The 25,732-nt window shown below is 54.6% G+C and carries 26 protein-coding genes; 20 read left to right on the forward strand and 6 right to left on the reverse strand.

Translation table 11 applies throughout. The features are described from left to right. Positions 1–105: 105 nt before the first annotated feature. On the forward strand, positions 106–591 hold the full coding sequence (locus tag AB8B75_RS17630) for a class I SAM-dependent methyltransferase (RefSeq protein ID WP_405364123.1): 486 nt from the start codon (positions 106–108) through the stop codon (positions 589–591). 503 nt (positions 592–1,094) lie between these two features. Here the strand turns inward: AB8B75_RS17630 and rpe are convergent. Beyond that, complete coding sequence (gene rpe / locus AB8B75_RS17635; RefSeq protein ID WP_405364124.1) at positions 1,095–1,787, reverse strand: ribulose-phosphate 3-epimerase; 693 nt, start codon at positions 1,785–1,787, stop codon at positions 1,095–1,097. A gap of 154 nt (positions 1,788–1,941) precedes the next feature. On the opposite strand from rpe, the gene AB8B75_RS17640 reads away from it, so the two are divergent. The 4 genes from AB8B75_RS17640 to AB8B75_RS17655 all read left to right on the forward strand — a co-directional run bounded on the left by AB8B75_RS17640 (position 1,942) and on the right by AB8B75_RS17655 (position 5,312). Further along, on the forward strand, positions 1,942–2,961 hold the full coding sequence (locus AB8B75_RS17640; protein ID WP_405364125.1) for an ABC transporter substrate-binding protein: 1,020 nt from the start codon (positions 1,942–1,944) through the stop codon (positions 2,959–2,961). 5 nt (positions 2,962–2,966) lie between these two features. Then, positions 2,967–3,734, forward strand: coding sequence for an ABC transporter ATP-binding protein (locus AB8B75_RS17645; protein ID WP_405364126.1), 768 nt, complete (start codon positions 2,967–2,969; stop codon positions 3,732–3,734). Next, positions 3,727–4,521, forward strand: coding sequence for an ABC transporter permease (locus AB8B75_RS17650; RefSeq protein ID WP_405364127.1), 795 nt, complete (start codon positions 3,727–3,729; stop codon positions 4,519–4,521). Before AB8B75_RS17645 ends, AB8B75_RS17650 begins: the two co-directional genes overlap by 8 nt. A gap of 254 nt (positions 4,522–4,775) precedes the next feature. Beyond that, positions 4,776–5,312 (forward strand): peroxiredoxin-like family protein, encoded by a 537-nt coding sequence (locus tag AB8B75_RS17655; RefSeq protein WP_405364128.1) that lies wholly within the window; start codon positions 4,776–4,778, stop codon positions 5,310–5,312. A gap of 74 nt (positions 5,313–5,386) precedes the next feature. On the opposite strand, the gene AB8B75_RS17660 is transcribed toward AB8B75_RS17655, so the two are convergent. Then, complete coding sequence (locus tag AB8B75_RS17660) at positions 5,387–6,274, reverse strand: MurR/RpiR family transcriptional regulator (protein WP_405364129.1); 888 nt, start codon at positions 6,272–6,274, stop codon at positions 5,387–5,389. Between the two features lie 104 nt (positions 6,275–6,378). On the opposite strand from AB8B75_RS17660, the gene AB8B75_RS17665 reads away from it, so the two are divergent. The 7 genes from AB8B75_RS17665 to AB8B75_RS17695 all read left to right on the forward strand — a co-directional run bounded on the left by AB8B75_RS17665 (position 6,379) and on the right by AB8B75_RS17695 (position 14,088). Continuing rightward, the gene (locus AB8B75_RS17665) at positions 6,379–7,149 is read left to right on the forward strand and encodes an N-formylglutamate amidohydrolase (RefSeq protein ID WP_405364130.1); all 771 of its coding nucleotides are present in this window, start codon (positions 6,379–6,381) and stop codon (positions 7,147–7,149) included. Positions 7,150–7,211: 62 nt separating this feature from the next. Next, the gene (locus AB8B75_RS17670) at positions 7,212–7,724 is read left to right on the forward strand and encodes a TRAP transporter small permease subunit (RefSeq protein WP_405364212.1); all 513 of its coding nucleotides are present in this window, start codon (positions 7,212–7,214) and stop codon (positions 7,722–7,724) included. Then, entirely contained in the window at positions 7,714–9,036 is a 1,323-nt protein-coding gene (locus AB8B75_RS17675; RefSeq protein WP_405364131.1) for a TRAP transporter large permease subunit, read from the forward strand. The genes AB8B75_RS17670 and AB8B75_RS17675 overlap by 11 nt, the downstream gene beginning before the upstream one ends. Before the next feature lie 50 nt (positions 9,037–9,086). Beyond that, positions 9,087–10,121, forward strand: coding sequence for a TRAP transporter substrate-binding protein (locus AB8B75_RS17680; protein ID WP_405364132.1), 1,035 nt, complete (start codon positions 9,087–9,089; stop codon positions 10,119–10,121). Positions 10,122–10,179: 58 nt separating this feature from the next. Further along, on the forward strand, positions 10,180–11,544 hold the full coding sequence (locus AB8B75_RS17685; protein ID WP_405364133.1) for a glutamine synthetase family protein: 1,365 nt from the start codon (positions 10,180–10,182) through the stop codon (positions 11,542–11,544). Between the two features lie 2 nt (positions 11,545–11,546). Beyond that, entirely contained in the window at positions 11,547–12,920 is a 1,374-nt protein-coding gene (locus tag AB8B75_RS17690) for an aldehyde dehydrogenase family protein (RefSeq protein ID WP_405364134.1), read from the forward strand. A 4-nt stretch (positions 12,921–12,924) separates the two neighbouring features. Next, a complete protein-coding gene (locus AB8B75_RS17695) occupies positions 12,925–14,088 on the forward strand; it encodes an iron-containing alcohol dehydrogenase (protein ID WP_405364135.1) in 1,164 nt (387 codons plus the stop codon). On the opposite strand, the gene AB8B75_RS17700 is transcribed toward AB8B75_RS17695, so the two are convergent. After that, the gene (locus AB8B75_RS17700) at positions 14,085–14,834 is read right to left on the reverse strand and encodes a sulfite exporter TauE/SafE family protein (protein WP_405364136.1); all 750 of its coding nucleotides are present in this window, start codon (positions 14,832–14,834) and stop codon (positions 14,085–14,087) included. The genes AB8B75_RS17695 and AB8B75_RS17700 overlap by 4 nt on opposite strands. Positions 14,835–14,968: 134 nt before the next feature. Here AB8B75_RS17700 and AB8B75_RS17705 point away from each other — a divergent pair, with 134 nt between their 5' ends. Further along, positions 14,969–15,370, forward strand: a complete 402-nt coding sequence (locus tag AB8B75_RS17705; RefSeq protein ID WP_405364137.1) for a rhodanese-like domain-containing protein — start codon at positions 14,969–14,971, stop codon at positions 15,368–15,370. Between the two features lie 39 nt (positions 15,371–15,409). Here AB8B75_RS17705 and AB8B75_RS17710 read toward each other — a convergent pair whose 3' ends face one another. After that, positions 15,410–16,507: a LacI family DNA-binding transcriptional regulator gene (locus AB8B75_RS17710; RefSeq protein ID WP_405364138.1), complete on the reverse strand. Its 1,098-nt coding sequence runs from the start codon at positions 16,505–16,507 to the stop codon at positions 15,410–15,412. Positions 16,508–16,703: 196 nt separating this feature from the next. On the opposite strand from AB8B75_RS17710, the gene AB8B75_RS17715 reads away from it, so the two are divergent. From AB8B75_RS17715 to AB8B75_RS17735, 5 genes are all read left to right on the forward strand, one after another. Next, positions 16,704–17,786, forward strand: coding sequence for an ABC transporter ATP-binding protein (locus tag AB8B75_RS17715; protein WP_405364139.1), 1,083 nt, complete (start codon positions 16,704–16,706; stop codon positions 17,784–17,786). Positions 17,787–17,819: 33 nt separating this feature from the next. Continuing rightward, complete coding sequence (locus AB8B75_RS17720; protein ID WP_405364140.1) at positions 17,820–19,157, forward strand: extracellular solute-binding protein; 1,338 nt, start codon at positions 17,820–17,822, stop codon at positions 19,155–19,157. A 72-nt stretch (positions 19,158–19,229) separates the two neighbouring features. Next, a complete protein-coding gene (locus tag AB8B75_RS17725; RefSeq protein WP_405364141.1) occupies positions 19,230–20,147 on the forward strand; it encodes a carbohydrate ABC transporter permease in 918 nt (305 codons plus the stop codon). Then, positions 20,147–21,019, forward strand: coding sequence for a carbohydrate ABC transporter permease (locus AB8B75_RS17730; RefSeq protein WP_405364142.1), 873 nt, complete (start codon positions 20,147–20,149; stop codon positions 21,017–21,019). Before AB8B75_RS17725 ends, AB8B75_RS17730 begins: the two co-directional genes overlap by 1 nt. Then, the gene (locus AB8B75_RS17735) at positions 21,019–21,756 is read left to right on the forward strand and encodes a cytochrome b561 domain-containing protein (protein ID WP_405364143.1); all 738 of its coding nucleotides are present in this window, start codon (positions 21,019–21,021) and stop codon (positions 21,754–21,756) included. Before AB8B75_RS17730 ends, AB8B75_RS17735 begins: the two co-directional genes overlap by 1 nt. On the opposite strand, the gene AB8B75_RS17740 is transcribed toward AB8B75_RS17735, so the two are convergent. Next, complete coding sequence (locus AB8B75_RS17740) at positions 21,730–22,146, reverse strand: heme-binding protein (protein ID WP_405364144.1); 417 nt, start codon at positions 22,144–22,146, stop codon at positions 21,730–21,732. The two genes, AB8B75_RS17735 and AB8B75_RS17740, sit on opposite strands and share 27 nt — an antisense overlap. A 194-nt stretch (positions 22,147–22,340) precedes the next feature. Here AB8B75_RS17740 and AB8B75_RS17745 point away from each other — a divergent pair, with 194 nt between their 5' ends. Both AB8B75_RS17745 and AB8B75_RS17750 read left to right on the forward strand, forming a co-directional pair. After that, positions 22,341–23,714, forward strand: coding sequence for an endonuclease/exonuclease/phosphatase family protein (locus tag AB8B75_RS17745; protein WP_405364145.1), 1,374 nt, complete (start codon positions 22,341–22,343; stop codon positions 23,712–23,714). Positions 23,715–24,052: 338 nt separating this feature from the next. Continuing rightward, complete coding sequence (locus AB8B75_RS17750; protein WP_405364146.1) at positions 24,053–24,481, forward strand: response regulator; 429 nt, start codon at positions 24,053–24,055, stop codon at positions 24,479–24,481. Positions 24,482–24,703: 222 nt separating this feature from the next. Here AB8B75_RS17750 and AB8B75_RS17755 read toward each other — a convergent pair whose 3' ends face one another. After that, positions 24,704–25,699, reverse strand: a complete 996-nt coding sequence (locus tag AB8B75_RS17755; protein WP_405364213.1) for a glutathione S-transferase family protein — start codon at positions 25,697–25,699, stop codon at positions 24,704–24,706. Positions 25,700–25,732: the final 33 nt, after the last annotated feature.

Raw genomic sequence — 25,732 nt, forward strand, 5'->3', positions numbered from 1 at the left:
ATTTCGCCTCTTACGTCCAGCGTACAGATGTGTGAGCGGCTTTGTGCTACCATTTTTTGACCAAATGGCGCATGTCACGACGATAGCAAAGCAAAAGGAACATCCATGAGTCGTCTGGATCTGTTTATTGACCGCATGGTCTCGCAACGCGCCTGCCTTGACCATGCGGTACGTCTGACCGCAGATTTAACCGGGCCGGTGTTTGAACTTGGCCTTGGCAACGGACGAACGTATCATCACCTGTGTGAAATTCTGCCGCCCCGCGACGTTTTTGTATTTGAGCGTGCAATTGCGTCGCATCCCGACAGCACGCCATCTGACGATCGCGTTTTTCTGGGCGATGTTTTTGAAACTCTGCCAGCCGCCCTTGCTCGGTTCGGCGCGACATCTCGGTTGATACACGCGGATTTAGGCGGACATAGCGCGGAAAAGAACGTTGATTTTGCGCGACGTGTCTCGCCAGTGATCGAACCGTTGCTGGCGCCGGGCGGGCTGATGGTGTCCAGTGACAGAATGTTCTTTGAAGACCTGAAAGAGATTGCCTTGCCCTCTGATGCCGTTCCGGGGCGTTGTTTCATCTATCGACGCTAGTTCGACATGCAATGGCGCCGTGGGCACAAGGCGCTCGGCGCTATTCGGAGCGTGAATTGGTGATTTTGGAAACGGCGGCTTGGCACGCGCCTATCGCAGTTGATAAACGCTGTTCAGGGGTTTGATGAAATCCGACAATAGTCAGCCCCTGTTCCATGCATCTTTCGTGGCGCGTGCCGTCAACTGTTTGCCAGAGTTCGAAGGAAGACCTTCAAGTTGGCATTCACCCAAGTGCGCTACCGAAACAAAAATCGCACTCGGCAATGTGGCCACCATGACCAAGGTGGTTGCGGAAAATACAGATCTGGCGAGGCAGACGTTGGCTTGGAGCTGCTTTCTTTCAATGAGTTTGCGTGCATTTGGGCAGGAAGTTGGAGTGAGCGGGTCAAGGACCAACTAGGAGGATGCGGAAACAGTTTTGGGACATGGCACTTTAGGTCAGATGATCTGAACCGGATATGGCCCGAAACCCTGTGTATGCGCGCGCGACAGGCCCAAAGACTTCAGACATAGGTGCCTTGTGCCGCTTCCCGGATCGCGCGGATGTTGGCCCCGTAGGAAGACGGGTCGATGACCGACCCGCCGCGGAAAACAGCGGAACCGGCAACCAGAACATCTGCACCGGCCCGGGCGACGAGAGGTGCGGTGGTCGGGTCGACGCCGCCATCAATTTCGATGTGTATCGGCCTGTCCCCGATCATGGCGCGCAACTGACGTATCTTGTCGACCTGGCTATGAATGAATTTTTGCCCCCCAAAACCGGGGTTTACGGTCATAACGCAGATCAGATCCACCATATCCAACAGGTATTCCACCGCCTGAGCGGGGGTTCCGGGGTTCAGGGCAACGCCCGCCTTGACCCCAGTGGCTTTGATGGCCTGAACGGTGCGGTGGATATGTGGCCCGGCCTCGACATGGGCTGTAATCACGTCAGCTCCGGCTTGCGCAAAGGCATCGATAAAAGGATCAACCGGTGCGATCATCAGATGCACATCCATCACACCTTTGATGTGCGGGCGGATCGCGGCGCAGGTGGCGGGCCCAAAGGTGATATTCGGCACAAAATGCCCATCCATGACATCAACGTGGACCCAATCGGCGCCTTGTGCTTCGATCGCCTCGCATTCCTTTCCGAAATTTGCGAAATCGGCGGATAGAATGGAAGGGGCGATTTTCACGGATCGATCAAATGACATGGGTGCGCCTTGCATAGAGGATCAAAGATAGGGGCGCTATACCCCCCGGGACAGATGCGAAGCAAGGGGAGTGTGTGCTTGCAGCTTTGTTGGCTTAGGTTAAACTTTGGTCAACCGGGCAGATGGGCCTGAAAACGAAGTCTGGGAGGACATCATGTTGAAATTCGACCGCCGTCAGGCCATTGGAACACTTGGTGCGGCCACTGCGATAGGACTGGCCGCGCCCGCCTTGGCAACAGGCAAGAAAATCACCGTTGGCGCCCTTAGGTTCACTAGCCATTCTGGCAGTTTCATCGCCTATGAACGCAATTACTTCGGCGATGCAGGTCTTGAGGTAGAGTTAAAGTTCTTTCAGGCGGCGCAACCGATGGCCGTGGCGATTGCCAGCGGAGATGTCGACTATGCTGTGACGGCGATCTCGGGCGGTTTGGTATCGTTGGCCGACAAGGGCGCAATCAAAGTTATCGGTGGTGCGCTTTCAGAGGAACCGGGGATCGACGGGCAGAAAATTCTTGCCAGCGATGCGGCGTTTCAGGCGGGCCTGACCTCTCCGGCGGGATTGGAAGGCAAAAGCTTTGGCATGTCGACAGCCGGGTCCTCGTTTCACTACATGGGGTCCAAAGTTGCTTTGGCCGAGGGCGCTTCGATGTCCTTCAAACCCCTTCAAAAGGTCGGAGCGATCATTGGCGCGCTCAAGACCGGACAGATTGATGCCTGGTCGATTGTGCCCCATATCGCAAAACCGCTGGCGGCGTCCGGTGCGGTGCACATCATTGGGAATATCGCCGACTATCTGCCCGACTATCAGGTCACCACTGTGTTTACATCGGCCAAAAACGCCGGCGATGAAAAGACGCTGACGCAGGATTACCTGGCCGCTTATTCGCTAGGCGTTGCGGATTACAATGCCACGATGATCGCACAAAAGCACGGGCAGGATGGCATTGATGCCATGGTCGATCTGATTCACAAATACGTCTACGCTGACCGGCCACGGGAAAAGGCCGCTCCGTCGATCATCAACGGTACGATGCGCCTGAATGAAGGCGCCGCGTTGAATGTCGCCTCGGTGCGTGACCAGTTGGAATGGTTTCAATCGGAAGAACTCGTAGACGCAGGCATCACCTTGGATACGTTGCTCGATACGTCCTATGTCGCAACTATCGGCAGCTGAACCCTGTGGAATTACGCCTTTCCGGGATCGGTCATTGGTACGGCGATCGCGAGGTTTTGCGCGGCATCGATCTTGAGGTGCCGGCGGGGCAGATTGTTTGCATCGTTGGTCCGTCCGGGTGTGGCAAATCTACATTGTTGCGCATGATAGGCGGGCTGGAAGAGCCACACACAGGAGAGGTGCTGCAAATGGGCGCGACGCCCTTGGGGTGTCTGAACCCGCTGACTTATGTGTTCCAGGATTTTGCACTGCTGCCATGGCGCTCGGTGGCGGGCAATGTGTCTCTCGTGCTGGAAGATCACGCGCTGTCAAAAGCGCAAGCAGGCAGCATGATCAAAGATGTTCTGGAACGGACGCGATTGACGGATTTTGCAGATGCTTTGCCGCGCCAACTTTCCGGTGGGATGAAACAGCGCGTGGCCATTGCGCGTGCCTTGGTGGTTAAACCGGCGGTGATGTTGATGGACGAACCGCTTTCCGCTCTGGACAGCCAGACGCGGGAGCTTTTGATAGACGACTTGGTCGGGCTTTGGACCCGCACGCCATTTACGGCTGTATATGTGACGCATAATCTGGCCGAAGCCGTCCGACTGGGCCACAAGATCGTGGTGCTGTCGCGCAGGCCGGGAGCGATACGCGCTGTTATCTCGTTGGATAAACCCTTGGCCGACCGGGGTTATGGCGATGCGGCGTCAGAGGCGCAGCAAAAGCACCTGTGGGATTTGATGCGAGCCGAGGCCGTGGCGGCAGATGCGGAGCTTTTGAATGGCTGAGCCCGTGCAAAAGGTGACATTTCGTGGTGGAGGATTTGCCCCATCTACGCGGCGCTGGGTTGGGTTTTGCGTCTTTGCCTTCCTTTTGCTGCTGGCTGAATGGGGCACGCGCACCGGTGTGATCTCATCGCTCACGCTGCCCCGGCCCAGCGATGTTCTATGGACTTTCCAGGAGCTCTACGACTCCGGAGCGCTCTTCAAACATCTGCTGCCTTCTCTGGCGCGTCTCGCGATTGGGTCCGCACTCGGGGTGAGCCTTGGCATCGGCGTGGGTCTCTTGATGGGTCTCTTTTCCTATATCCGCGCCGGGCTTGTTCCGCTGGTCGCCGCCATTTTTCCGGTCCCGAAAATCGCGCTCCTGCCGCTGTTTGTGATCTGGTTCGGTATTGATGAGGGCAGCAAATACGCTCTGATTGCGTTTGGCACATTTACGCCCACAGTAGTTGCAACCTATGCGGCTGTGGACAACGTGGACCGTACCCTGATCCGCATGGGCCAGAGCTTTGGCCTGACATGGTTGTCGATCGTAGGCAAAATTGTCTTGCCCGGCGCGATGCCTGGAATCTTATCCGGGCTGCGTATCAGTCTGGCCATTGCCATTATCCTCTTGGTGGCTGCTGAGATGCTGGGCGCTGAATACGGAATCGGCGCCTATATTCTTGAAGCGGGATCTCTGTACGACCTCGAACGGCTCTTTGCAGGCGTGGTCATTTTGTCTCTGCTGGGCGTGATCACCAGTGCAGCCATCGGAGCGATTGAACGTCGGGTGCTAAATTGGCGCAGTTAAGACGCGCGCATTGCCAACGTTACAATTTCCGGTTTTTGAGTGAACTTCGCCGCGCGAAAAGAGCCTGAAAGCATATCGCCTTGCGCAATTGTTTCGTGAGCTTCGTTCTCGTTATCAACTGAGAAGAGGCGGCCAAATCTGCAGCCGAGTTTTTGGCGCAGTATCTGGCACAAGAATATGTGAATTCGGGGCTCTGGCCTCATGGGGAAATTCGTGAAATGGATCCTCGGCAACCAATTCAAAGGAATTCCGCCATGCTGATGCCACGCCAGAAAACACCCGATCTTTCACTGCCACTTCTGGGCGGTGGTCAGTTCGATCTGTCAAATGAAAATGCGGAAACCGGCACGGTCGTGTGCTTTTATCGTGGCCTGCATTGCCCCATCTGCGCCACCTACCTGGCGGAGCTGGAAAAACGTACCGCCGACTTTGCCGAGCGCGGCGTGAAAACCATAGCGATCAGTTCGGACGGGCAGGATCGGACCCAGGCGATGGTGGAGAAAATCGACGCAAAATCATTGCGTTTTGGGTATGACCTGAGGCTCAGCAAAGCAAAGGAATGGGGGCTCTATGTTTCCACATCGCGCGGTAAGACCTCGATCGGGATAGAAGAGCCAGCGCTTTTTTCAGAACCAGGCTTGTTCATGATCACGCCGCAGCAAACGCTTTACTACGGTTCGGTCCAGACGATGCCCTTTGTGAGGCCTCATTTTTCCGAACTCGTCGGGGCTTTGGATTTTGCGATCAAGAACGACTATCCGGCGCGCGGCGAATACACCGGCGAGGTCTGACCCAGTCGTGTAAATTTTACCGGGCAAATCCTACGCGGATTTGTCCGGCGCGCAGGACTGCGACATGTCAATTGTCAGGTGAATTTTCGAAACAGTTTCGTCTGATCAAACATATCTTCCAGCGTTTGCATGCGGTCTTTGGTGTCTGTCCACAAAAGGTCCTGTACGGCAGCAATGGCGGTTTCGACGAGCAACAGGGTGGTCGCCGCAGAATCCCAGGCTGACGGCACAACGATCCTGCTGGAAAAACAGATCTCGGCAATTCTGTGCACCGGGGACCGCCACTGATCCGTAAACAGGATAAGCGTCGCACCCCGCGCATGGGCCATTTCCGCCAGTTTCAGCGTGTTGCTTTCATAGCGCCGCACATCGAAAATCACAAAGGTATCGCCCGGTTTTACGTCCAGCAGATAGTGTGGCCAGGCATTCGATGTTGATTGAATGTGGATCACGTCCGGGCGGATCATCTGCAGATGCAAAAACAGATACTCGGCCATAGTATGGGTAATCCGACCGCCCACGATATGCAGCCGGGATGTAGTATCCGCCAGCTGTGCACAGGCTTTGTCGAAATCATCGGTATCGATTTGCGACAGCGAATGGCGGATGTTGTCCATCACCGCATCGGTGAACCGATTGAGCATATGCCCGGCGGGCACACCCTCTGCCCAGGTATCGTGTTTGGCAATCGGATTTTTTACCTTTGCTTTCAGCTCTTCGCGCAGGTCGGACTGAAACTCTGGATAGCCTTTGAACCCCAACTTTTGAACCATGCGCGCCACCGTAGGTGTCGAGACATCGGCGTCATGAGCGAGCGCTGCAATGGGTCCAAGTCCAGAGGCAGGGTAATTTTCAAGAATTGAATGAGCCAATTGACGTTCGGCGCGGGTGAGCGTTTCAAGTCTTTCTTGTATACGATCAGCGATGGTCAGGTCGGCGTCTTCCAAGCGATTAGCCTTCATTTTGACGGTTTTTGTTACAGTTCAATTAAAACTGAAAGAATTCTTTCATTATTGTGTTGACAGAATCCCGATCCGGCAAGAGGTTTATGCCCAACGGGGACTAAATGACGACAAAAACCATGACAGATGTGCCGATATCGTCGGCTATTGTAAGCCGAAGCGCCGGTGCATCCGACATTTTTCTGGTTTGTGAGCATGCGTCTAACCACATTCCTGAAAGCTACAACAATCTGGGGCTGAGCGCGCCTGATCTGCGGAGCCATATTGCCTGGGATCCAGGCGCTTATGGTGTGGCGCTGCATTTGTCCGAATTGCTGGATGCACCTTTGGTAGCAGGCGGAATTTCGCGACTGGTTTATGATTGTAACCGTCCGCCAGAGGCGGCAGGAGCGATGCCGGCCCGTAGCGAAACCTACGACATACCAGGTAATGCCAACTTGTCTCACGCCGATAAATCCGCCCGCATTGCCGACGTTTACACGCCGTTCAAGGACACGTTGGCGGAAACATTGGCAAACAGCAAAGCCTCAGTATTGATCACTGTCCACAGTTTCACGCCAGTCTTTCAGGGCCAATCTCGCAGCGTTGAAATTGGTGTTTTGCATGATCAGGATTCGCGCCTGGCCGATGCAATTCTGGCCTGCGCGAAAGCACATACCGATTTGAAGGTTCTGCGTAACAAGCCTTACGGTCCTGAGGATGGGGTAACCCACACCCTGCGCGAGCACGGGATCAAGCAGGGCTTGCACAATGTCATGCTGGAAATCCGCAGCGACTTGATCGCCACCCTGCAAGAGCAGGCGTCTATGGCGCAGATGCTGGCCGCATTGTTGCTAGATGCTGTTGCTGCCACTCAGGCGGAGGCTTCTACTTGAAACATGTGGCCGCCACATATGTCCGCGTGGTTGATGCGGTGAACTACAGGATTGGCCGCGTGATGATGTATGGCATCTTTGCGATGATGGCGATTTTGCTTTGGTCATCGATATCCAAGACGTTTTTCCTGCCTTCACTATGGACCCTTGAAATCGCTCAATTTGCCATGGTGAGCTACTACATCATGGGCGGCCCCTATTCTGTGCAACTGGGAGCCAATGTGCGGATGGATCTTTTCTATCATGATTGGTCGGTGCGCAAAAAAGCCTGGTTTGATGCCTTCACGGTTCTGTTGCTGATTTTTTACCTCAGCATTTTGCTTTATGGAGGCCTTGGCTCAACCGCTTATTCACTGGGGTATTGGGGTCAGGAACCACTGAGCTACTTTGCAGGGTTGGTCACGGGCGCCGAGGAAGTTGGGCGGTTGGAGCGCTCCAGCACTGCGTGGCGCCCCTACATATGGCCGATAAAATCCATCATGGTTCTGGGTTTTTTCCTGATGTTGTTGCAGGCCATCTCGGAGTTGATCAAGGACATTGCCACCCTGCGTGAGGTTGACCTCAATGTCGTATGAGATGATCGCCATTTTGATGTTCGCCTCAATGATGCTGATGTTGATGACAGGCCAGCGGGTCTTTGGTGCAATCGGCGGTGTTGCGGCAGTGGCTGCGATTTTACTGTGGACGCCGGGCGGCATGAACATCCCGTTCGCAAGTGCGATGAAGCTGATGAAATGGTATCCGCTGCTGACACTGCCGATGTTCATCTTTATGGGCTACGTGCTGTCGGAATCCAAAATCGCCGATGACTTGTACCGTATGTTTCACGTTTGGATGGGGCCTGTATCCGGTGGGCTGGCCATCGGCACGATTGGGTTGATGGTGCTGGTCTCGGCGATGAACGGACTAAGCGTTGCGGGCATGGCCATTGGTGCAACCATCGCGCTGCCGGAGCTGTTGCGCCGGGGATATGACAAACGGATGGTCACGGGGGTTATTCAGGCTGGATCCAGTCTGGGTATTCTGGTGCCGCCTTCGGTTGTTTTGGTGCTCTATGCGATGATCGCACGGCAACCTGTGGGGCAATTGTGGCTCGCAGGCGTGTTCCCGGGTCTGATGATGGCGGCGGCGTTCATTCTCTATATCTATCTGCGGTGCAAGGCGAACCCCAGTTTGGGTCCTGTGCTGCCACCGGAAGAACGCACCGTACCCATGGGCGAAAAGCTGCGATTGTTACGTGCAGGCCTGTTACCCATCGTGATTTTCATGGCGATGATGGTGCCCTTCGTAAACGGGTGGACATCCCTTGTGGAAAGCTCGGCCATTGGAGCAATCACGGCATTTTTGGCGGCCATAATAAAGGGCCGGATGACCCGCGAAGTGTTCGAAGTATCTGTCCGGCAAACACTCGCGATTTCTTGCATGTTCATGTGGATCATTCTGGCGGCACTTGGGTTTGGCGCTGTCTTTGACGGGCTTGGCGCTGTGAAGGCGATCGATACGCTTTTTACTGAACAGCTTGGTTTGAACCCTTGGATGATCCTGATCTTGATGCAGCTTTCCTTCCTCTTGATGGGAACATTCCTGGACGACACCGCGATGCTGGTCATCGTGGCGCCGCTTTATGTACCACTGGTCGCGGCTTTGGGCTTTGACCTGATCTGGTATGGTGTGCTTTATACCATCACCACTCAGATTGCCTACATGACGCCGCCCTTCGGCTATAACCTGTTCCTGATGCGCGCAATGGCCCCGCCAGAGATCACTTTGCGCGATATCTACGGCTCCATTCTGCCTTTTGTTGCGGTCATGTTGGTGTGCCTGGCCTTGATCATGGCCTTCCCACAAATCGCTTTATGGCTGCCGGAGTATGTATACGGAAAATAATCAAGACCCCGGTGTGCGGGGCGCTTTTATCAACAAGGAGAACCACCACCATGACAACAAGACGTAAGTTTATCACCACGGCTGCGGTTGGCGCCGCTGCCGCGCCCCTCGCGGCCCCCGCCGTGGCACAATCCACGATCAAGTGGCGGATGCAGACCTATGCCGGCCCGGCTCTGGCAGAGCACGTCATCAAACCCGCCATTGACAGTTTCAACAAGATTGCCGGTGACCGGATGCAGATCGAGTTGTTTTTCGCGGACCAGCTGGTGCCGACTGGCGAGCTTTTCCGCGCCATGCAGAACGGCACAATTGACGCGGTACAATCAGACGACGATTCCATGGCTTCGCCTACAGATGTGACCGTATTTGGCGGCTATTTCCCGTTTGCCTCGCGGTATTCGCTCGATGTGCCGGTACTGTTCAACCAGTATGGCCTCAATGAGATCTGGGACGAAGAATATTCCAAGGTTGGTGTCAAACACATCTCTGCTGGCGCGTGGGACCCTTGCCATTTCGCGACCAAAGACCCAATCAACAGTCTCGAAGACCTTAAAGGCAAACGCGTCTTCACCTTCCCAACCGCCGGGCGTTTTCTAACACAATTCGGCGTGGTGCCTGTCACCTTGCCTTGGGAAGACATCGAGGTTGCCGTGCAGACCGGCGAATTGGACGGCATCGCCTGGTCCGGAATTACTGAAGACTATACAGTCGGCTGGGCGGATGTGACCAACTACTTCCTGACGAACAATATTTCCGGTGCTTGGGCAGGCTCGTTCTTTGCCAATATGGAAAGCTACAACGCGCTGCCGGAAGACTTGCAAGAGCTGTTGAAGGTTTGCATGGATCAGTCACACTACTATCGGCAGTGGTGGTATTGGGGAGGAGAGGCCAACCTGCGTGTCAACGGCACCAAGATGGAACTGACCACAATCCCCGACGCGGAATGGCAGCAAGTCGAAGACGCTGCGCTGAAGTTCTGGGATGAGATTGCCGCAGAATCCGAGACCAAGGCCAAAGTGGTTGAGATCTTCAAGAAGTATAATGCTGATATGGTAAAGGCCGGACGCCCTTACCGTTACGGCTAAACTGACCATCGGGGGCGGTGAAAACGGCCCCCGACTTACCTAGAAGTGGACATGTCCCATGCCTGGCATCCTAAGTTTTGATCACCTGAAAACCCAAGTGTCCGAGGGCACGACTGACACTGTTCTGGTCTGCGCGGTCGACATGCAGGGCCGCCTGATAGGGAAAAGGTTCCACGCCGCCAATTTCATTTCGCATTCCTATGCTGAGACGCATTGCTGTAACTACCTGTTGGCCACGGATCTGGAAATGGCCACGCCTGACGGTTATGCGTCGACTTCCTGGGAAAAGGGCTACGGCGACTACGTGATGCGCCCGGATTTGAGTACCATCCGCCCCGTACCCTGGTTGGAAGGCACGGCGATGGTCATGTGCGATGTGCTCGATCATCATACGCATGCCCCTGTGCCACATGCGCCGCGCGCCGTGTTGCAAAAACAGATCGCGCGGCTGGAGGCGATGGGTTTCACCGCCAAGATGGCGACAGAACTGGAATTCTTCCTGTTCGAGAAGAGCTTTGATGACATCCGCAAGAGCGGCTTTCGCGATCTGGCCCCGATCAGCGGGTACAACGAAGACTACCATATCTTCCAGACCACCAAGGAAGAAGGCGTCATGCGCCCGGTGCGCAACCACCTATTTGCAGCGGGTATCCCTGTGGAGAATACCAAAGGCGAGGCCGAAGCCGGGCAAGAAGAGCTCAACATCCGTTACGCCGCCGCGCTCGATTGCGCGGATCACCACACCATTGCGAAACATGCGATCAAGGAAATTGCCTGGCAACAAGGTCACGCGGCGAGCTTCTTGCCGAAATGGGATGCTGGCAAGGTGGGCAGTTCCAGCCATGTGCACCAGTCGCTTTGGCAAGATGGTACCCCGCTGTTCTACGATAAAGGCGCGGACCTTGGCATGTCTGATCTGATGAAACACTATATGGCGGGGTTGATTGCTTTTGCGCCGGAGTATGTGTTTTTCTTGGCGCCTTACGTCAACAGCTACAAACGCTTCTCCAAGGGCACTTTTGCACCGACCAAAACGGTCTGGTCCGTGGACAATCGCACGGCGGGGTTCCGGCTTTGCGGCGATGGCACCAAGGGTGTCCGCGTAGAGTGCCGGATCGGTGGCTCCGATCTAAATCCCTATCTGGCGCAGGCAGCGATGTTGGCTGCAGGCATCAAGGGAATTGAGGATCAGATGGTGCTGGCTGCGCCCACCAAAGGCGACGTCTATGAGGACGCGAAAGCGGCGGATATTCCGCAAACGCTCAGAGCCGCAACGGATACCCTGCGCGGCTCGCAGATGCTGCGCGCAGCAATGGGAGACGATGTGGTCGACCACTACACCCGATGTGCGGAATGGGAACAGGAAGAATTTGACCGCGCTGTTACGGATTGGGAAATTGCACGCGGTTTTGAGAGGGCTTGAGGATGACCATCACCTGCGTTTCTCCAATCGATGGATCGGTTTATGTCACACGGCAGACACTGAATGAATTTGAAGCCGCGCAAGCTGTGGCAAAGGGGAAGGCGGCTCAAATTGCCTGGGCGGCGCGCCCCTTGGAAGAGCGCATTGCGCTGGTGTTGCAGGCCGTGGCCAACATTGGTGCGATGAACGACGAGATCGTTCCCGAACTGGCTTGGCAAATGGGACGACCCATTCGTTACGGCGGCGAGTTTGGTGGATTTAACGAGCGCGCTCTTTACATGGCTGAAATTGCCCAAGAAGCGCTTGCGGACATCAAAGTCGAGGATAGCATTAATTTCAAAAGGCTGATCAAGCGGGTGCCGCATGGGTTGGTGCTGGTTGTTGCGCCGTGGAATTACCCGTTTATGACGGCAATAAATACAGTTGCGCCCGCTTTGATCGCGGGCAACTCAGTGTTGCTGAAACACGCCAGTCAGACACCGCTGGTGGGCGAACGTCTGGCGCAGGCTTTCGCAGATGCAGGTGTGCCCGAAGACGTGTTCCAAAACGTTTTCCTCGATCACAAAACGACGTCTGCGTTGATCGCGGACAGGGCTTTTGGCTTTGTGAATTTCACGGGGTCTGTCGCGGGGGGCAAAGCCATGGAAGCTGCGGCACAGGGGACCTTTACCGGTTTGGGGCTGGAACTCGGCGGCAAGGACCCCGGATACGTGATGGAAGACGCAGATTTGGATGCTGCGGTGGACACACTGATCGATGGGGCGATGTTCAATTCTGGCCAATGCTGTTGTGGAATCGAGAGGATTTACGTGGCGCAGAGCTTGTTTGATGGCTTTGTGGAAAAAGCAGTGAAGATCGTTGAGGGCTACAAACTCGGAGATCCGCTTGATCCAGAGACAACTTTGGGCCCGATGGCGCAGGCGAGGTTTGCCGACCTGGTCCGCAGCCAGACTGCCGATGCGGTCGCAGCCGGAGCCAAAGCGTTGATTGACCCCGCAGGTTTCCCGCGGGATGGCGGGGCCTATATGATGCCGCAGATTCTGGTCAATGTGGATCATTCCATGCGCGTGATGCGTGAAGAAAGCTTTGGGCCGGTAGTGGGTATCATGCCTGTCAAAAATGACGCGGAAGCCATTCGCCTGATGAATGACAGCGATTATGGTCTGACTGCCTCCCTTTGGACGCAGGATACGAACCGCGCAGAAGCCATAGGCGATGCGATTGAAACAGGTACGGTCTTCATGAACCGCGCCGATTATCTTGATCCGGGCTTGTGCTGGACCGGTTGCAAGGATACGGGCCGGGGTGGCGGATTATCGGTGATTGGCTACCATAATCTGACGCGTCCAAAATCATTTCATCTAAAGAAGGCCTGACCTGATGTCTCTCTCTGCTAACTGGTCCTATCCAACAGCCGTACGATTTGGCGCTGGTCGTATCTCTGAAATCGCGGAGGCCTGTGCTGCGGCCGGGATGTCCAAGCCCTTGATGGTCACGGACAAGGGTCTGGCGGACTTGCCGATCACGGGTGCAACACTTGAGCTTTTGACCGCAGCAGGTCTCGGGCGTGCGCTTTTCTCAGACGTTGACCCGAACCCGACAGAGATCAATGTCGAAGAGGGTGTTCAGGCTTTTCGAGATGGCGGGCATGACGGTGTTGTGGCCTTTGGTGGCGGGTCAGGTCTCGATCTGGGCAAAATGATCGCTTTCATGGCCGGTCAGTCCCGTCCGTTGTGGGATTTCGAAGATATCGACGATTGGTGGACGCGGGCGGATGCGGACGCGATTGCGCCCATTGTCGCCGTGCCTACAACTGCCGGAACAGGATCAGAAGTTGGACGCGCGAGCGTCATCACGAATTCGGAAACCCACGAGAAAAAGATTATCTTTCACCCCAAGTTATTGCCCGCCGTGGTGATTTGTGACGCAGAATTGACTGTTGGGATGCCGCAGATGATTACCGCTGGCACGGGTATGGATGCCTTTGCGCATTGCTTGGAAGCTTACTGTTCGCCGCATTACCACCCGATGAGCCAGGGCATCGCTCTGGAAGGTATGCGCCTGGTCAAAGACAACCTTGTCGCGGCTTATGAGGATGGCACAAACCTAAAAGCGCGCGCGCATATGATGTCTGCTGCGGCTATGGGAGCCACGGCGTTCCAAAAAGGTCTGGGCGCAATTCATGCGCTGTCCCATCCCATTGGCGCTGTGCATCATACGCATCACGGCACCACAAACGCGGTTGTGATGCAGCCGGTGCTGATGTTCAACCGCCCGAAGGTGCGAAAACACCTTGCACGCGCGGCCAATTACCTCAGCATTTCCGGCGGTTTTGACGGGTTTTACAACTTTGTCGGCGAGATAAATGCCAAATTGAACATCCCTGCAAACCTGACCGAGCTAGGCGTGACGAACCCAGATATCGGCGCGCTGGTGGCATCGGCACTGAGAGACCCAAGCTGCGGTGGCAATCCGATGAAAATGTCCGAAAAGAACACCACCGATTTGTTGGAAAGTTGTTTTGCACCGCCTGCAGGGGACTAGCTGTACCAGATCGCCCGACGGATCAAGTTGACGCCCATCAGTACGAAAATGATAAGAATGGCGTTTCGAAAGGCACCTCCCGACATTCGATTGCGCAGCACCTCGCCCGCTGAAAAACCGATCAGCGTCGGGATCAGCATTATGGCGGACGCACCCGCGAGCGGACCCGTCATAAAACCCAACTGAATATAGGCGAGGCACAGCGGCAGGCTGCCCACAAAGATCAAAAAGCCGGCTGCGCGGACAAACTCATCTTTGTCGACCTGTTTTGCAGCCAGATACATGGCGAGCGGTGCACCCCATCCGGCGGTCATGCCACCGACAATGCCGGTAAACAGACCAAAGCCCACTTGAGCTGCCGGGTCATATCGCGCAGGTAAAGGCGGTACCATGCGTTTCCAACTGACGGCGACGAAAAGCAAAATGACGGCACCAAGGACGGCCAGCAGGACACGGTCGCCGGCGTTTTGAGTCGCGAAAGTGGTCAGTGTTACCCCACCCAAAAGAACAAATGCGAAGACGGAATACCGACGTACAGTCCGCCTGAGCCCGCCTGCACGAAAAACCTGCCAAGCGTTTGACCCAATCATTGGGAACAAAACAAGAGAAATGGCGGTCCGTGGATCGAGAAACAGGGTCATGATCGCAATGGCCGCCGTGGGCATGCCGATCCCTGCCAGCCCTTTGACGGCACCTGAGAAAAGGAATGCAGCACCTGCCACGAGTAGAGTGGTTGTATAGTCCAACGGGTTCTTTCTGCGCTGAGGGTGCCGTTGCAATCTCCTATACGTGCGGCTCAAGTCAATCAAATGCCCTTTTCGTTGCCGTTGGCCATAGCCTGTGCCACCTTGAACCAACCCGCAACCGCATTGGAGCCACCATGCCCTCTTTGAAAATCAGTTCCGCGCAAATGGTGGCAGAGGCCCGCGCCCGTATCGAGGAAATAGAGACCCAGGACCTGATCGCTATGCTGGAAGATCCGAATGTGATTGTGGTCGACATCCGCGATATCCGCGAACGGCAGCGCAGCGGCTTTATCCCGGGCAGTTTTCATGCACCGCGTGGGATGATCGAGTTCTGGGTGGATCCTGATAGCCCGTATTTCAAAGAGGTTTTTGCACAAGACAAAAAATTTGTGTTTCACTGTGCATCTGGTTGGCGGTCCGCACTTACAACGGCGACGTTGCAGGACATGGGGTTTGAAGCCTCGCATCTGAAAGAGGGTTTCTCTACCTGGGAAAAGCTTGGCGGCCCGGTGACCTATTCCGAGCCCAAAGAATAGCGGATCAAGCTGTTATCATGAGCAGCCAGATTTTGAGGCTTACAAGTTCTGCAAACCCGCATCCGCCCAACGGTGAACCGACAGTGTTTGACCACCGGCTTGATCCTTAAGCCGGTCGTCATCGGTCTGGGGGCGGGTGGTTTGTCCCGGCTGCAGTTCGAGTGGCAAGACGATGCTTTGTTCTGTCGGGACGCCATTGATCCTTGCAAGTAGATTGCGCGCGCCGGTGATCCCCATCAAGCGGCGCAATGTGCGTACTGTTGTCAATTTTATTGGCAATACGGACCCTAGGTCCAACCCATTGAAACCAACGACGCCGATGTCTTCTGGTACGGAAAGACCTTGGGCCTGGCAGCACATCAAGCCGCCGAACGCCATGTGGTCATTCAAATAGCATATGATGTCTGGCGCATGTTCGGCGAGCAGGGTTTTGGTGCCTTCGAAACCGGTTACGAAGGCATTGCCCAAGAGCGGGCGGGAGGCCAAAACAGGTGTTGATCGTTGTTGCGAAAAGACATGTCGGATGCCCGCCAATCGGGCGTCAGCGCGTTTGTCATGTCCGCGGGGGGTGCTGACAAAGGCGGGCCGCTGATAGCCCATTTCAATGGCGTGCTCACCGATCAGACGGCCCGCTTCGAAATGATCAATGCCAACACAGATGTCGATTGGGTCGTCGGTATGGTCCCAGATTTCAAGAACTGGAATAGGAGAGGCTTTGAGCAGCTCGCGGGTTTCCGGGTGATGATCAGTGCCGGTCAAGATAATGGCTGCAGGCTGCCAAGACAAAAGGCGGCGTATCCAATTGAGCTCTGCCGTGCTGTCGTACTCGGTTGTATCGATCACGCTGGAATACCCTGCAGTATCGAAAGTCTGGCGCATGCCGTTCAAGATTTCTGCAAAGACATCGGCAGCAAAGGTGGGCAGTGAAATTCCGATCAGATTTGAGTTGGCTACAGCAAGAGAACGCGCGGCGCTATTGGGCATGTATTTCATTTGCCGTGCGATCTTGAGAATCTCTGCGCGCTTTTTTTCGGATACTCCTTCCACGCCGCGAATTGCACGCGAAACGCTCATGATGCTGACGTTGGCTTTTTGTGCGACATCTTCGATTTTGGTTGGCTTTGATTGTTGTGACATGCCTTCGTGTGCTTCCTACTCAATTTTTTGAAAATTCGGATTCTATATATTTTTCATGCACTAATACGCCATTGACGTTAACGTTAACGTAGTTTTCGATTTTTGTCCTTCCTGAAATTCACAGTCGGATGCACTGTTGTCCCAGTCAAGTGTGCGCCTGAATCGCGTTTTTGACTGTGCTTTTGGGGGGGGTCGCGTGCCGAAAATTATCTTTGACCAAGTTGCAAAGAGCTATGGTGCAGTCGAGGTTTTGCCGCCATTTGATTTGTCGTTGGATGATGGAGAATTCACGGTACTGGTGGGCCCTTCCGGGTGCGGGAAATCTACCACTTTGCGCATGCTCGCCGGGCTTGAAACCCTATCGGGTGGTGAGATCTATTTCGATGAAAAACCCATCAGCAGGCTCGATCCCAAGGAACGCGATCTCGCGATGGTGTTTCAGGACTACGCACTTTACCCCCACATGAACATCGCCAAAAACATGTCTTTCGCGCTGCGTTTGGCTCGGGTGTCTAAACCCGAAATCGAAGCAAAAGTTCAGCGTGTTGCTGAAATGTTGAATATAGCACATCTTTTGGACCGCAAACCGGCCGAACTGTCTGGAGGCCAGCGCCAACGCGTCGCAATGGGGCGTGCGTTGGTGCGGGACGCAGGAACATTTCTGTTTGATGAACCGCTATCAAACCTTGATGCAAAGTTGCGTGGCAAGATGCGTGCGGAACTGGCAGAAATGCGGGATACCATTGACAAAAATATGGTCTACGTGACGCATGACCAAGTCGAAGCTATGACGCTTGGCGACCGCATTGTCGTGATGAGCGACGGCTTCATTCAACAACAGGGATCGCCTGAAGAGCTGTTCAAAGCGCCTGCAAACAAGTTCGTTGCAGGCTTCATCGGGTCACCAACAATGAACTTTGTTGATGGTGAGCTTGTCGAAGAAAACGATACACTCTGGGTACGTGGTGACGGGTTTCACTTGCCGCTTGATCCTGAAACCGGCGCACGCCTTAAAAACGCTGCGGTCCGTGGCATAACGCTGGGGTTGCGCCCGTCCAGTTTCACCACCGACATGACAAAAGGCGCACCCATTGAATTGCGTGTCGTCGTCTCAGAATACCTCGGGGCGCAATCGGTGCTGGTGACACGGTGTGGCGACGCAGATGTGTTGGTCGAAACCCAAAGCGCGGCACCGGTCAAGGCGGGTATTGTGCAGACCTTCGGGGTGCTGACCAACGAACTAATGATTTTCGACAAAACGTCAGGGCTCAGGCTCTGACATCCAAGGAATAGCATCAGGGAGGACTGACAAATGCTATCACTCAAAACGATCCTGACGGGAGCCGCGGTTTCTGTCTCCTGCGCAGGCATGACGCTTGCAGACGGTCACGGCGGGCCTTATGCGCCCTACGCGGGCACCACGCTTGTGATCAACGTCCCGGCACATCCGCACTACAATGCGATGATGAAAGTGCTGCCGGAGTTCACCAAAGAAACCGGCATTGAGGTCGAAGTGGACCAGTTGCAGTACCTTAAGATGCGCGAGCGCCAGACCTTGGAGCTGACCAAGGATGAAGGCGATTATGACATGATTGCCTATGTGGTTTTCTCAAAAGCGGATTATGTCTTTGCCGACCAGTTGGAAAACCTTGCGCGTTTTTTCATGAATCCGAAACTGGCAGATCCCGCTTATGATGCGGAAGATCTGATTGACGGTTATGTGGCCAACATCGGAATTGCTGGTGGTAAGAAAGGCTACCTGCCGGGCGCCACGGGCTCTCTGTTTGGCATTCCGTTCGGGTCAGAGACCTCGGTCTTGGCCTATCGTAAGGATGTCTTTGAAAAGCACGGTATTGCCACGCCGGAAACCTATGACCAGCTTCTTGACGCGGCCTGCAAAATCCCGGAACTGGAACCAGGAATGGGTGGCATGGCGTCGCGGGCAGCCTCCGGCCACCAAGCCAGCCACGCGTTCCTGTTGCACCTGGCGCCACTGGGCGGGCGTGTATTTGACGACGCATGGGAGCCAATCATCAACAATGAGGCGGGTGTCGCCGCAGCCAACGCGCTGAAAACCATCGTTGATTGCGGACCCGAAGGCTCACAGACATTTGGTCCAGCCGAAGCTGCTGCAGCCTTCAGCCAAGGCCAGGCCGCCATGTTCATGGACTCTATTGCCTTTGCAGCAGGATTTGAGGATCCGAGTAAGTCAAAAGTGGCAGGTAACGTTGGTTATGCCCTGCATCCGGAAGGGGTGCGTCGCGGATCGCAAACAGGCGGATTTGGTATAGCCATCCCTAGGAATGCGGAAAACAAGGAAGCCGCATTCCTCTTGATGCAATGGCTGACCTCGAAAAAGGGCGATCTGATGGTTGCCATGGCAGGCGGCAACCCGTCGCGGTTCTCTACGTATGAGAATGCCGAGTTGAATGCGAAATACCCATATTCCGCAACCTTCGGTGAAGCTCTCAAACACGCAGACCCTGACTGGCGTCCAATCATCCCGACATGGGGAAAGATCAACGCGGACATCGGTACAACCATGAGCCAGGTTCTGACTGAGGGGCTGGACCCGCAGGAAGCTTTGGATGGTGTGGCCGAGCGTGCAAAAGCCATCATGGATGAAGCCGGCTACTACACCTGGCAGTAAGCGTTCCGGATCAAACACGGGTCGGGCGGCAAGATGTCGCCCGATGCCCTAAAACCCTTGGACACCAGAGTTATGCAAAGCGCGAACGTCAATCGGCTCACGCCCTATCTGTTCCTTGCTCCTGCGGCCATCATCATGGCAATCGCACTGCTCTACCCCATCGGTTACATGGTCTATGCCAGTTTTCTTGACTGGAACCCGAGCCAGCGGATCGGTGAGGCGGAGTTTGTTGGTCTGCGGAACTACGCCAACCTGCTCGGCGACGCGAGCTTTCTGGAAAGCTTCTGGGTCACAATCAAATTTGCCGCCGTCGTTGTGACGCTCGAAATGCTGCTCGGTGTTGGCCTTGCTTTGCTGCTCGACCGCAACATCCGGGGCATGTCTCTATTGCGCACATTGTTCATCCTGCCAATGATGATCGCGCCCATCGTCGTTGGTCTGATGTGGCGTTATATGTACCACCCGACCGTCGGCATTTTTAACCGCACGCTGAAGTCCATGGGGCTTGAGCCAGTGCCTTGGCTTTCGAACGGCGATTGGGCTTTTGCCTCTGTTGTGATTGCAGATGTGTGGCAGTGGACGCCCTTTATTTTCATTCTCTCACTTGCCGCCCTGCAATCGTTGCCCCAATCGGCGATGGAAGCTTCACGCATTGACGGGGCAACAGGTTGGCAGCAGGTGATCTACATCAAGCTGCCTTTGATGCTGCCGGTCCTGATCGTGACGCTGCTCTTACGCCTGATTGACGCCTTCAAAGTGCTCGAAGTCATCCTCGTATTGACCAACGGTGGCCCGGGGCTGTCCACGGAAATCCTGTCGCTGCGCATTTCGCGAACGGCTTCCGAATTCCGAGAGTTGGGAGAGGCTGCAGCAATGTCAAACTACCTGCTGATCCTGCTCATGCTGCTGACCTTCGGGATGTTCTTTTACAACAAAGCCATGGAACTCCGCGCTGCACGCTTGCGCAAAGCAGCCGAGGAGGACCTCTGATGTCTGATAAAACTTTCGAACGCCAGAACCCGGCATTTTATGCGCTTCTTGTCGCGTTGGTGGTGATGTCGGTAGGCCCGATCGTGATGATGCTAAGCACATCGCTCAAACTGAATGTCGACATCATGTCCGACGCCTCATCGTTGTTTTTCATGCCGACACTACGCAACTATGAAACCGCGCTTTGCGACTTTCTGTGGTATGAGGCGCCGCATATTGACTATTGCGACAAGACCTTTGGCCGCGCGCTGGTCAACTCACTGATAATTGCTCTTGTGTCGACCGTTCTGACGCTGGTGATTGGCTGTATGGCGGCCTACGCACTGGTAAGGTTCCGGTTCATGGGGCGCGATTCCGTGTCACTGGCAACCTTGGCGATGCGCATGGTTCCTCCTGCAGTTTTGCTGGTACCCGTTTTCGGTATTTGGACCTTCCAGTTCCAGATCGATGGTACGCGTGCCGGGATTATTCTTGTCTATGTCGCGATGAACTTGCCGTTTGTGATCTGGATTTTGCAGAGTTTTATTGTGCAGGTTCCGATCCAGCTGGAAGAGGCCGCGCGCATGGACGGCGCCGGGCCGTTTCAGGTATTTTTCCTGGTTGTACTGCCTTTGATCAAACCTGGGCTTGCAGCCGCTGCGATTTTCACTTTTCGAGTGGCCTGGAACGAATTCTTGCTGGCCAACGCGCTGGCAGATCGAAATTCCCGCACGGTGCCCGTCACCATTGTGAATTCCATGACGGAGTTTGACATCGACTGGGGGGTGATCATGGCAACAGGCATGTTGCTGGCCATTCCACCGATCATATTCACGTTTGTCGCATCGCGCCAGATTATCACTGGTATGACCGCAGGAGCGGTCAAAGGCTGATGTTGAGTTGGCTGCTTGCTCCGATGGACGTAGCGAGCGCGCATGACGTGGGATGGCATCTAAGCTGGCACGCGCGGATCATGGTGCTGGCGTGGGGTGTTCTCGCACCTCTCGGCGTTCTCATCGCCCGTTTCTTCAAGATCATGCCAGGGCAGGATTGGCCGCGCAGGCTTGATCACAATTTTTGGTGGAACACACACCGGTTTTGTCAGTACAGCGCTTGTGTTCTGATGGTGATTGGCGCGGTGATCATCTGGAACGCACCCGCCCTGACCATCAAGCCGGGGCCACATGCTTACTTCGGCTGGACCATTCTTTCACTCGCGGTCGTACAGATTTGCGGGGGCATCTTGCGCGGTACAAAAGGCGGGCCAACAGCACCGGCGCCAGATGGCACGCTGCGCGGCGATCATTTTGACATGACGCCCCGGCGGTTGGCCTTCGAATATGTCCACAAGGTGGCCGGTTACCTAGCTCTGGCTGTGTCAGTCGTCGCAATTCTGACCGGCCTGTGGCAAGCCAATGCACCGAATTGGATGTGGTTGAGCCTGTTGATCTGGTGGTCAGGCTTGACAGTTTCAGGTGTATTTATGCAAACCCGAGGCATGGCCGTGGATACCTATCAGGCGATTTGGGGCCCTGACCCTGCATTGCCAGGCAATCAACGCAAACCCATCGGAATTGGTGTGTCGCGCCGCGCGGATATGGTGTCAGATGTCGGCCCCGATGGCTCTTAAGGCGGCCGTTGCTACGGTAACATCCTGATCGCCTGTACCAGAGCCAATCCCAATACCACCCACACACTCGCCACTAACTAATATGGGCAACCCGCCGGGCAAACCGGTCATATGGCCTTCTGTAGCCATACCAATCGACTGACGAACTGCATCTGGAATGGTTGTGGTGGCTGCGCGGATCGAAGCAGCGGTCAGAGCTTTATTGTGCGCACTTTTGCGGCTGAGAAACTTTGCGCCTGTCATTCGGATCTCACCCAGAACTTCACCACTGGCATCCACGATCACGATACACTGCGGTTGCCCTTGGCTTTGTGCTTCGGCGATGGCCGCAGACAGCATCGTCATTACGGCCTCGTGCGTGAGTATTTTTGACGGCTGGATAAATGACATGACTTCAAGCTCCCGGAGCGGCATTGGTTCGACCGACATTGTGGAGGAGTTTGACGCAGGTAGGAAGAGCCCGCGCAGTGATCATCCCATGACGGAACTATCCAAAGTTGGCGATTTGCCAATTCAATCGTAGCATGTCTCAAAGAAGCGGGGCCGGGCAATGCATTCGGACCTTGTGTACAGGGGGAAGTTCGATGCCGTCTTATCGCCATTTGAGTAAACGCCATCCGGCTGGTTCGGACGCAGAGATTTTGCGCAAGCGCACGATTTCAGGGTTGCGGCGACTGCGCACAGCACTTTCCGCTCATTTTCCGCAAGACATCGACAGGATGACAACGGTTCGAATAGGCACCTGGAACATCCGCGAGTTTGGTAACACCAAGTACGGCGGCAGAGACACCTACGAGCCGCTTTACTATATGGCGGAGATTGTATCCAATTTCGACATTGTTGCCATTCAGGAAGTGCGGGGCAACATGAGTGAATTCCTCGATCTGCTGGAAATCCTGGGACCAGCCTGGGACTATCTGGCCACAGATGTCACCGATGGGCGTGCTGGAAACGGTGAACGCATGGTCTTTGCGTTTAATCGCAATCGAGTGCGTTTCAGAAACATTGCGGGTGAACTGACTTTACCGGATGGCAAAAAAATATTGGCCAGCTTTGGGGAGCGAATCCGGCTGGAAAACGGCATAGCGCTAGAGTTGCCCGATGGCACAGATCTTTCAGGTGTTTACAGGGCGCGGAGCGACAAGAAGAGCAGCGGTGCCGTTAAGCTCGCCGAGGATGTTGATATTGCCTTGCCAGCTGGCACCCGGCTCAATCTGCCCGACGGTAGCGCGCTTGCGGTAACCAGAGGGACCGAAGTAACACGACCGCCCGGCACCAGGGGCCAAGTCACGTTAGATGTGCCGCAAGGCGAAGTTGTTGGGGAAAGTTTTCGACTACGGTTTCCCGGCGCTGCCCTCGACCAAAGCTTCAAACAATTCGCGCGGACGCCTTACTTGGTAAGTTTCCAGGCGGGATGGCTCAAGATTGATCTGGCGACCGTGCATATCTATTTTGGCGATAATTCAGACGAGAAATTGCTAGAGCAACGCAAACGGGAGATCGCTGGCCTGACCGAAGCGCTGGGCAAGCGAGCGGCCAAAGACATGTCAGACAATCCCGAAAGCTCTGTGTTAACGGCCGTACTGGGGGACTTCAACATACTCAGTGCAAAACATGAGACGATGCAGGCGCTGGAAGCCAATGGCTTCGAGGTCCCGGAACAGATACGCGCCATTCCCGGGTCTAATGTCGATAAAGACAAAGCCTATGATCAGATCGCGTTTTGGGAGCCGAAACGCGCGCGGGGTTACACGCGTTTTGAAGTGCGGGGCGCGAATGTTTTCGACTTTTATGAACATGTTTATCGGCTGGATGAGCGCACCACTTACCAGCCGGACCGAAGCGAAGGGTCATATAAGACATGGAGAACCTACAAGATGAGTGACCATCTGCCTATGTGGGTTGAATTGACCAGCGACTTTTCAGATGCGTTTATCGAAGCATGTGACGCGTCCTAGCCGATTTTGGCGGTAATTCAGAATCTCGGAAGCGATTTTTTCCGCAAACCAAATCTGATCTCTGATGCATCGGAATCTCCAGTTTTTTTTTAACTTTGCTTTGATCATCGCAATCTGCAAACCAATCGTGGTGAAGGGCTAGCGTCCCCAATTGGAATGGAACAAAGGAAGGCGAAATTTTGGCGCTTTCACTTGGTGTTGAACCATTTGTCAGCAACATAGCCAAGTGACTCTTGCCAGCTTATTGACCATCTGGAGCTTGTGGAAAAATCGGTCTTTCAATCAATGAGAATTTTTTGCTAACAATAGATCATCTCTGAGTACGTGGAGGAACAGCATTGGCAAAGTTGTTGATGATGGAAGACGATGTTGTTTTCAGCTTCCGATTGAAGAACATGTTGAAATCAGCCGGGCATCAGGTCGAAGTTCGAAGTTCTGCGACGGATGCCATCGAAGAACTATTGAATGAATCCTACGATGTCCTGATCTCCGATGTCATCATCCGCGAAGACGGCAAACTTGTTCCAGATGGCGGCATAAAACTGGTTTCCTGGGTGCGCAACCATGAGGAGATGAAAACACTTCCAATCATTGTGATCACTGGATCTCATAAATATCAAGGAATGCAACACATCCTGACCACTGCCAGGCAAATCGGCGCGAATGCTGGTTTGGAAAAACCATTTGATGATGATGAAATTTTGTCTCTGATCAGTCGACTGTCCGAAACCACTGCGAACGCGCTTCACAAAAATGCGCTTCGATAGTGTTGTCGGTAAAAAAGTGCTCGCATTTGCTCGGCGGCCCCAATTCGCAATAGCTTGGTCTCAATGATGCGGCGCGATACTGTTCCATATCTCACATTCCAACAGATTGGGCGACCAGCAGTATGTCTATTTCTTCTTGGCTTGCGCGAATAAAAACCTTCAATACCGGCTTTCACCGCGATCGAATTGGGCGCTTTGTAGCAATGCCAGGCGCCGAACGGATCACACGGCAGCTGTCTCGCTCAATTTGGCGCGGTCATGTGGTTCGGCGTAGTCAATAACGGGTCCAATGGGTACAACACGTGTCGGGTTCACTGTTTCATGGCTGCCATAGTAGTGCTTTTTTATGTAGGGTATATCGACTGTCTGAGCCACGCCGGGATGCTGGAAAAGGTCGCGCAGATAGCCTGATAAATGCAGGTAGTCCGCGATGCGTTTCATGTTGCATTTGAAGTGGCTTACATAAACTGGATCGAACCGAACAAGCGTTGTGAACAAGCGCCAATCGGCTTCCGTTGGCTTTGATCCCATTATGTAGCGCCGGTTTGCCAAGCGCTCTTCGAGCCAATCAAGTGTCGCAAAAAGAGGCACAACGGCCTCCTCATAAGCGTCTTGTGTGGTGGCAAAGCCTGCCTTGTATACGCCATTGTTGACCGTGTCATAAATTCGGTCGTTTACGGCATCTATTTCGGCGCGTTCAGGTTCCGGGTAGTAGTCACCTGGATTGGCCCCGATCTCGTCAAACGCTGTGTTGAACATGCGAATGATCTCGGCTGACTCGTTCGATACGATTGATTTGGTTGTCTTGTCCCACAATACCGGCACGGTGACGCGCCCGGAATACAGCGGATCGGCTTTGGTGTAGACTTGATGAAGGAAGGCAGAACCATGCAGGTGGTCAACGGTGGCTCCATCACCTGGCGCAAACGTCCAGCCGTTTTCGCCCATGAGCCAATGCACGTTCGACACATCGATCATCGCTTCCAGCCCTTTTAGGGTGCGGAAAATCAAGGTGCGATGAGCCCACGGGCATGCCAGCGAAACATAGAGATGATACCGTCCGGCTTCCGCCTTAAAACCACCTTGCCCACTGGGCCCTGGTGCCCCGTCTGCAGTCACCCAATTGCGGAACTGCGATGGCTTGCGGACAAACCGACCGCGGCTTGACTTTGTTTCATACCATTTGTCGACCCATTTGCCATCCTGAAGAAGTCCCATGATCCGATCTCCGTTATTGGTGAGCCGCAAACT

The organism is Roseobacter sp., assembly GCF_045106495.1.
Taxonomy (GTDB): Bacteria; Pseudomonadota; Alphaproteobacteria; order Rhodobacterales; family Rhodobacteraceae; genus Roseobacter.

What these genes read in the sequence shown, in the direction of transcription:
- AB8B75_RS17665 (WP_405364130.1), top strand. Translation starts at nt 6,379, where the DNA reads ATGACGACAAAAACCATGACAGATGTGCCGATATCGTCGGCTATTGTA.
- AB8B75_RS17640 (WP_405364125.1), top strand. Translation starts at nt 1,942, where the DNA reads ATGTTGAAATTCGACCGCCGTCAGGCCATTGGAACACTTGGTGCGGCC.
- AB8B75_RS17740 (WP_405364144.1), bottom strand. Translation starts at nt 22,146, where the DNA reads ATGTCATTTATCCAGCCGTCAAAAATACTCACGCACGAGGCCGTAATG.
- AB8B75_RS17730 (WP_405364142.1), top strand. Translation starts at nt 20,147, where the DNA reads ATGTCTGATAAAACTTTCGAACGCCAGAACCCGGCATTTTATGCGCTT.
- AB8B75_RS17695 (WP_405364135.1), top strand. Translation starts at nt 12,925, where the DNA reads ATGTCTCTCTCTGCTAACTGGTCCTATCCAACAGCCGTACGATTTGGC.
- AB8B75_RS17735 (WP_405364143.1), top strand. Translation starts at nt 21,019, where the DNA reads ATGTTGAGTTGGCTGCTTGCTCCGATGGACGTAGCGAGCGCGCATGAC.
- AB8B75_RS17670 (WP_405364212.1), top strand. Translation starts at nt 7,212, where the DNA reads ATGATGTATGGCATCTTTGCGATGATGGCGATTTTGCTTTGGTCATCG.
- AB8B75_RS17705 (WP_405364137.1), top strand. Translation starts at nt 14,969, where the DNA reads ATGCCCTCTTTGAAAATCAGTTCCGCGCAAATGGTGGCAGAGGCCCGC.
- AB8B75_RS17710 (WP_405364138.1), bottom strand. Translation starts at nt 16,507, where the DNA reads ATGTCACAACAATCAAAGCCAACCAAAATCGAAGATGTCGCACAAAAA.
- rpe (WP_405364124.1), bottom strand. Translation starts at nt 1,787, where the DNA reads ATGTCATTTGATCGATCCGTGAAAATCGCCCCTTCCATTCTATCCGCC.
- AB8B75_RS17755 (WP_405364213.1), bottom strand. Translation starts at nt 25,699, where the DNA reads ATGGGACTTCTTCAGGATGGCAAATGGGTCGACAAATGGTATGAAACA.
- AB8B75_RS17660 (WP_405364129.1), bottom strand. Translation starts at nt 6,274, where the DNA reads ATGAAGGCTAATCGCTTGGAAGACGCCGACCTGACCATCGCTGATCGT.
- AB8B75_RS17685 (WP_405364133.1), top strand. Translation starts at nt 10,180, where the DNA reads ATGCCTGGCATCCTAAGTTTTGATCACCTGAAAACCCAAGTGTCCGAG.
- AB8B75_RS17650 (WP_405364127.1), top strand. Translation starts at nt 3,727, where the DNA reads ATGGCTGAGCCCGTGCAAAAGGTGACATTTCGTGGTGGAGGATTTGCC.
- AB8B75_RS17680 (WP_405364132.1), top strand. Translation starts at nt 9,087, where the DNA reads ATGACAACAAGACGTAAGTTTATCACCACGGCTGCGGTTGGCGCCGCT.
- AB8B75_RS17675 (WP_405364131.1), top strand. Translation starts at nt 7,714, where the DNA reads ATGTCGTATGAGATGATCGCCATTTTGATGTTCGCCTCAATGATGCTG.
- AB8B75_RS17630 (WP_405364123.1), top strand. Translation starts at nt 106, where the DNA reads ATGAGTCGTCTGGATCTGTTTATTGACCGCATGGTCTCGCAACGCGCC.
- AB8B75_RS17655 (WP_405364128.1), top strand. Translation starts at nt 4,776, where the DNA reads ATGCTGATGCCACGCCAGAAAACACCCGATCTTTCACTGCCACTTCTG.
- AB8B75_RS17690 (WP_405364134.1), top strand. Translation starts at nt 11,547, where the DNA reads ATGACCATCACCTGCGTTTCTCCAATCGATGGATCGGTTTATGTCACA.
- AB8B75_RS17745 (WP_405364145.1), top strand. Translation starts at nt 22,341, where the DNA reads ATGCCGTCTTATCGCCATTTGAGTAAACGCCATCCGGCTGGTTCGGAC.
- AB8B75_RS17725 (WP_405364141.1), top strand. Translation starts at nt 19,230, where the DNA reads ATGCAAAGCGCGAACGTCAATCGGCTCACGCCCTATCTGTTCCTTGCT.
- AB8B75_RS17720 (WP_405364140.1), top strand. Translation starts at nt 17,820, where the DNA reads ATGCTATCACTCAAAACGATCCTGACGGGAGCCGCGGTTTCTGTCTCC.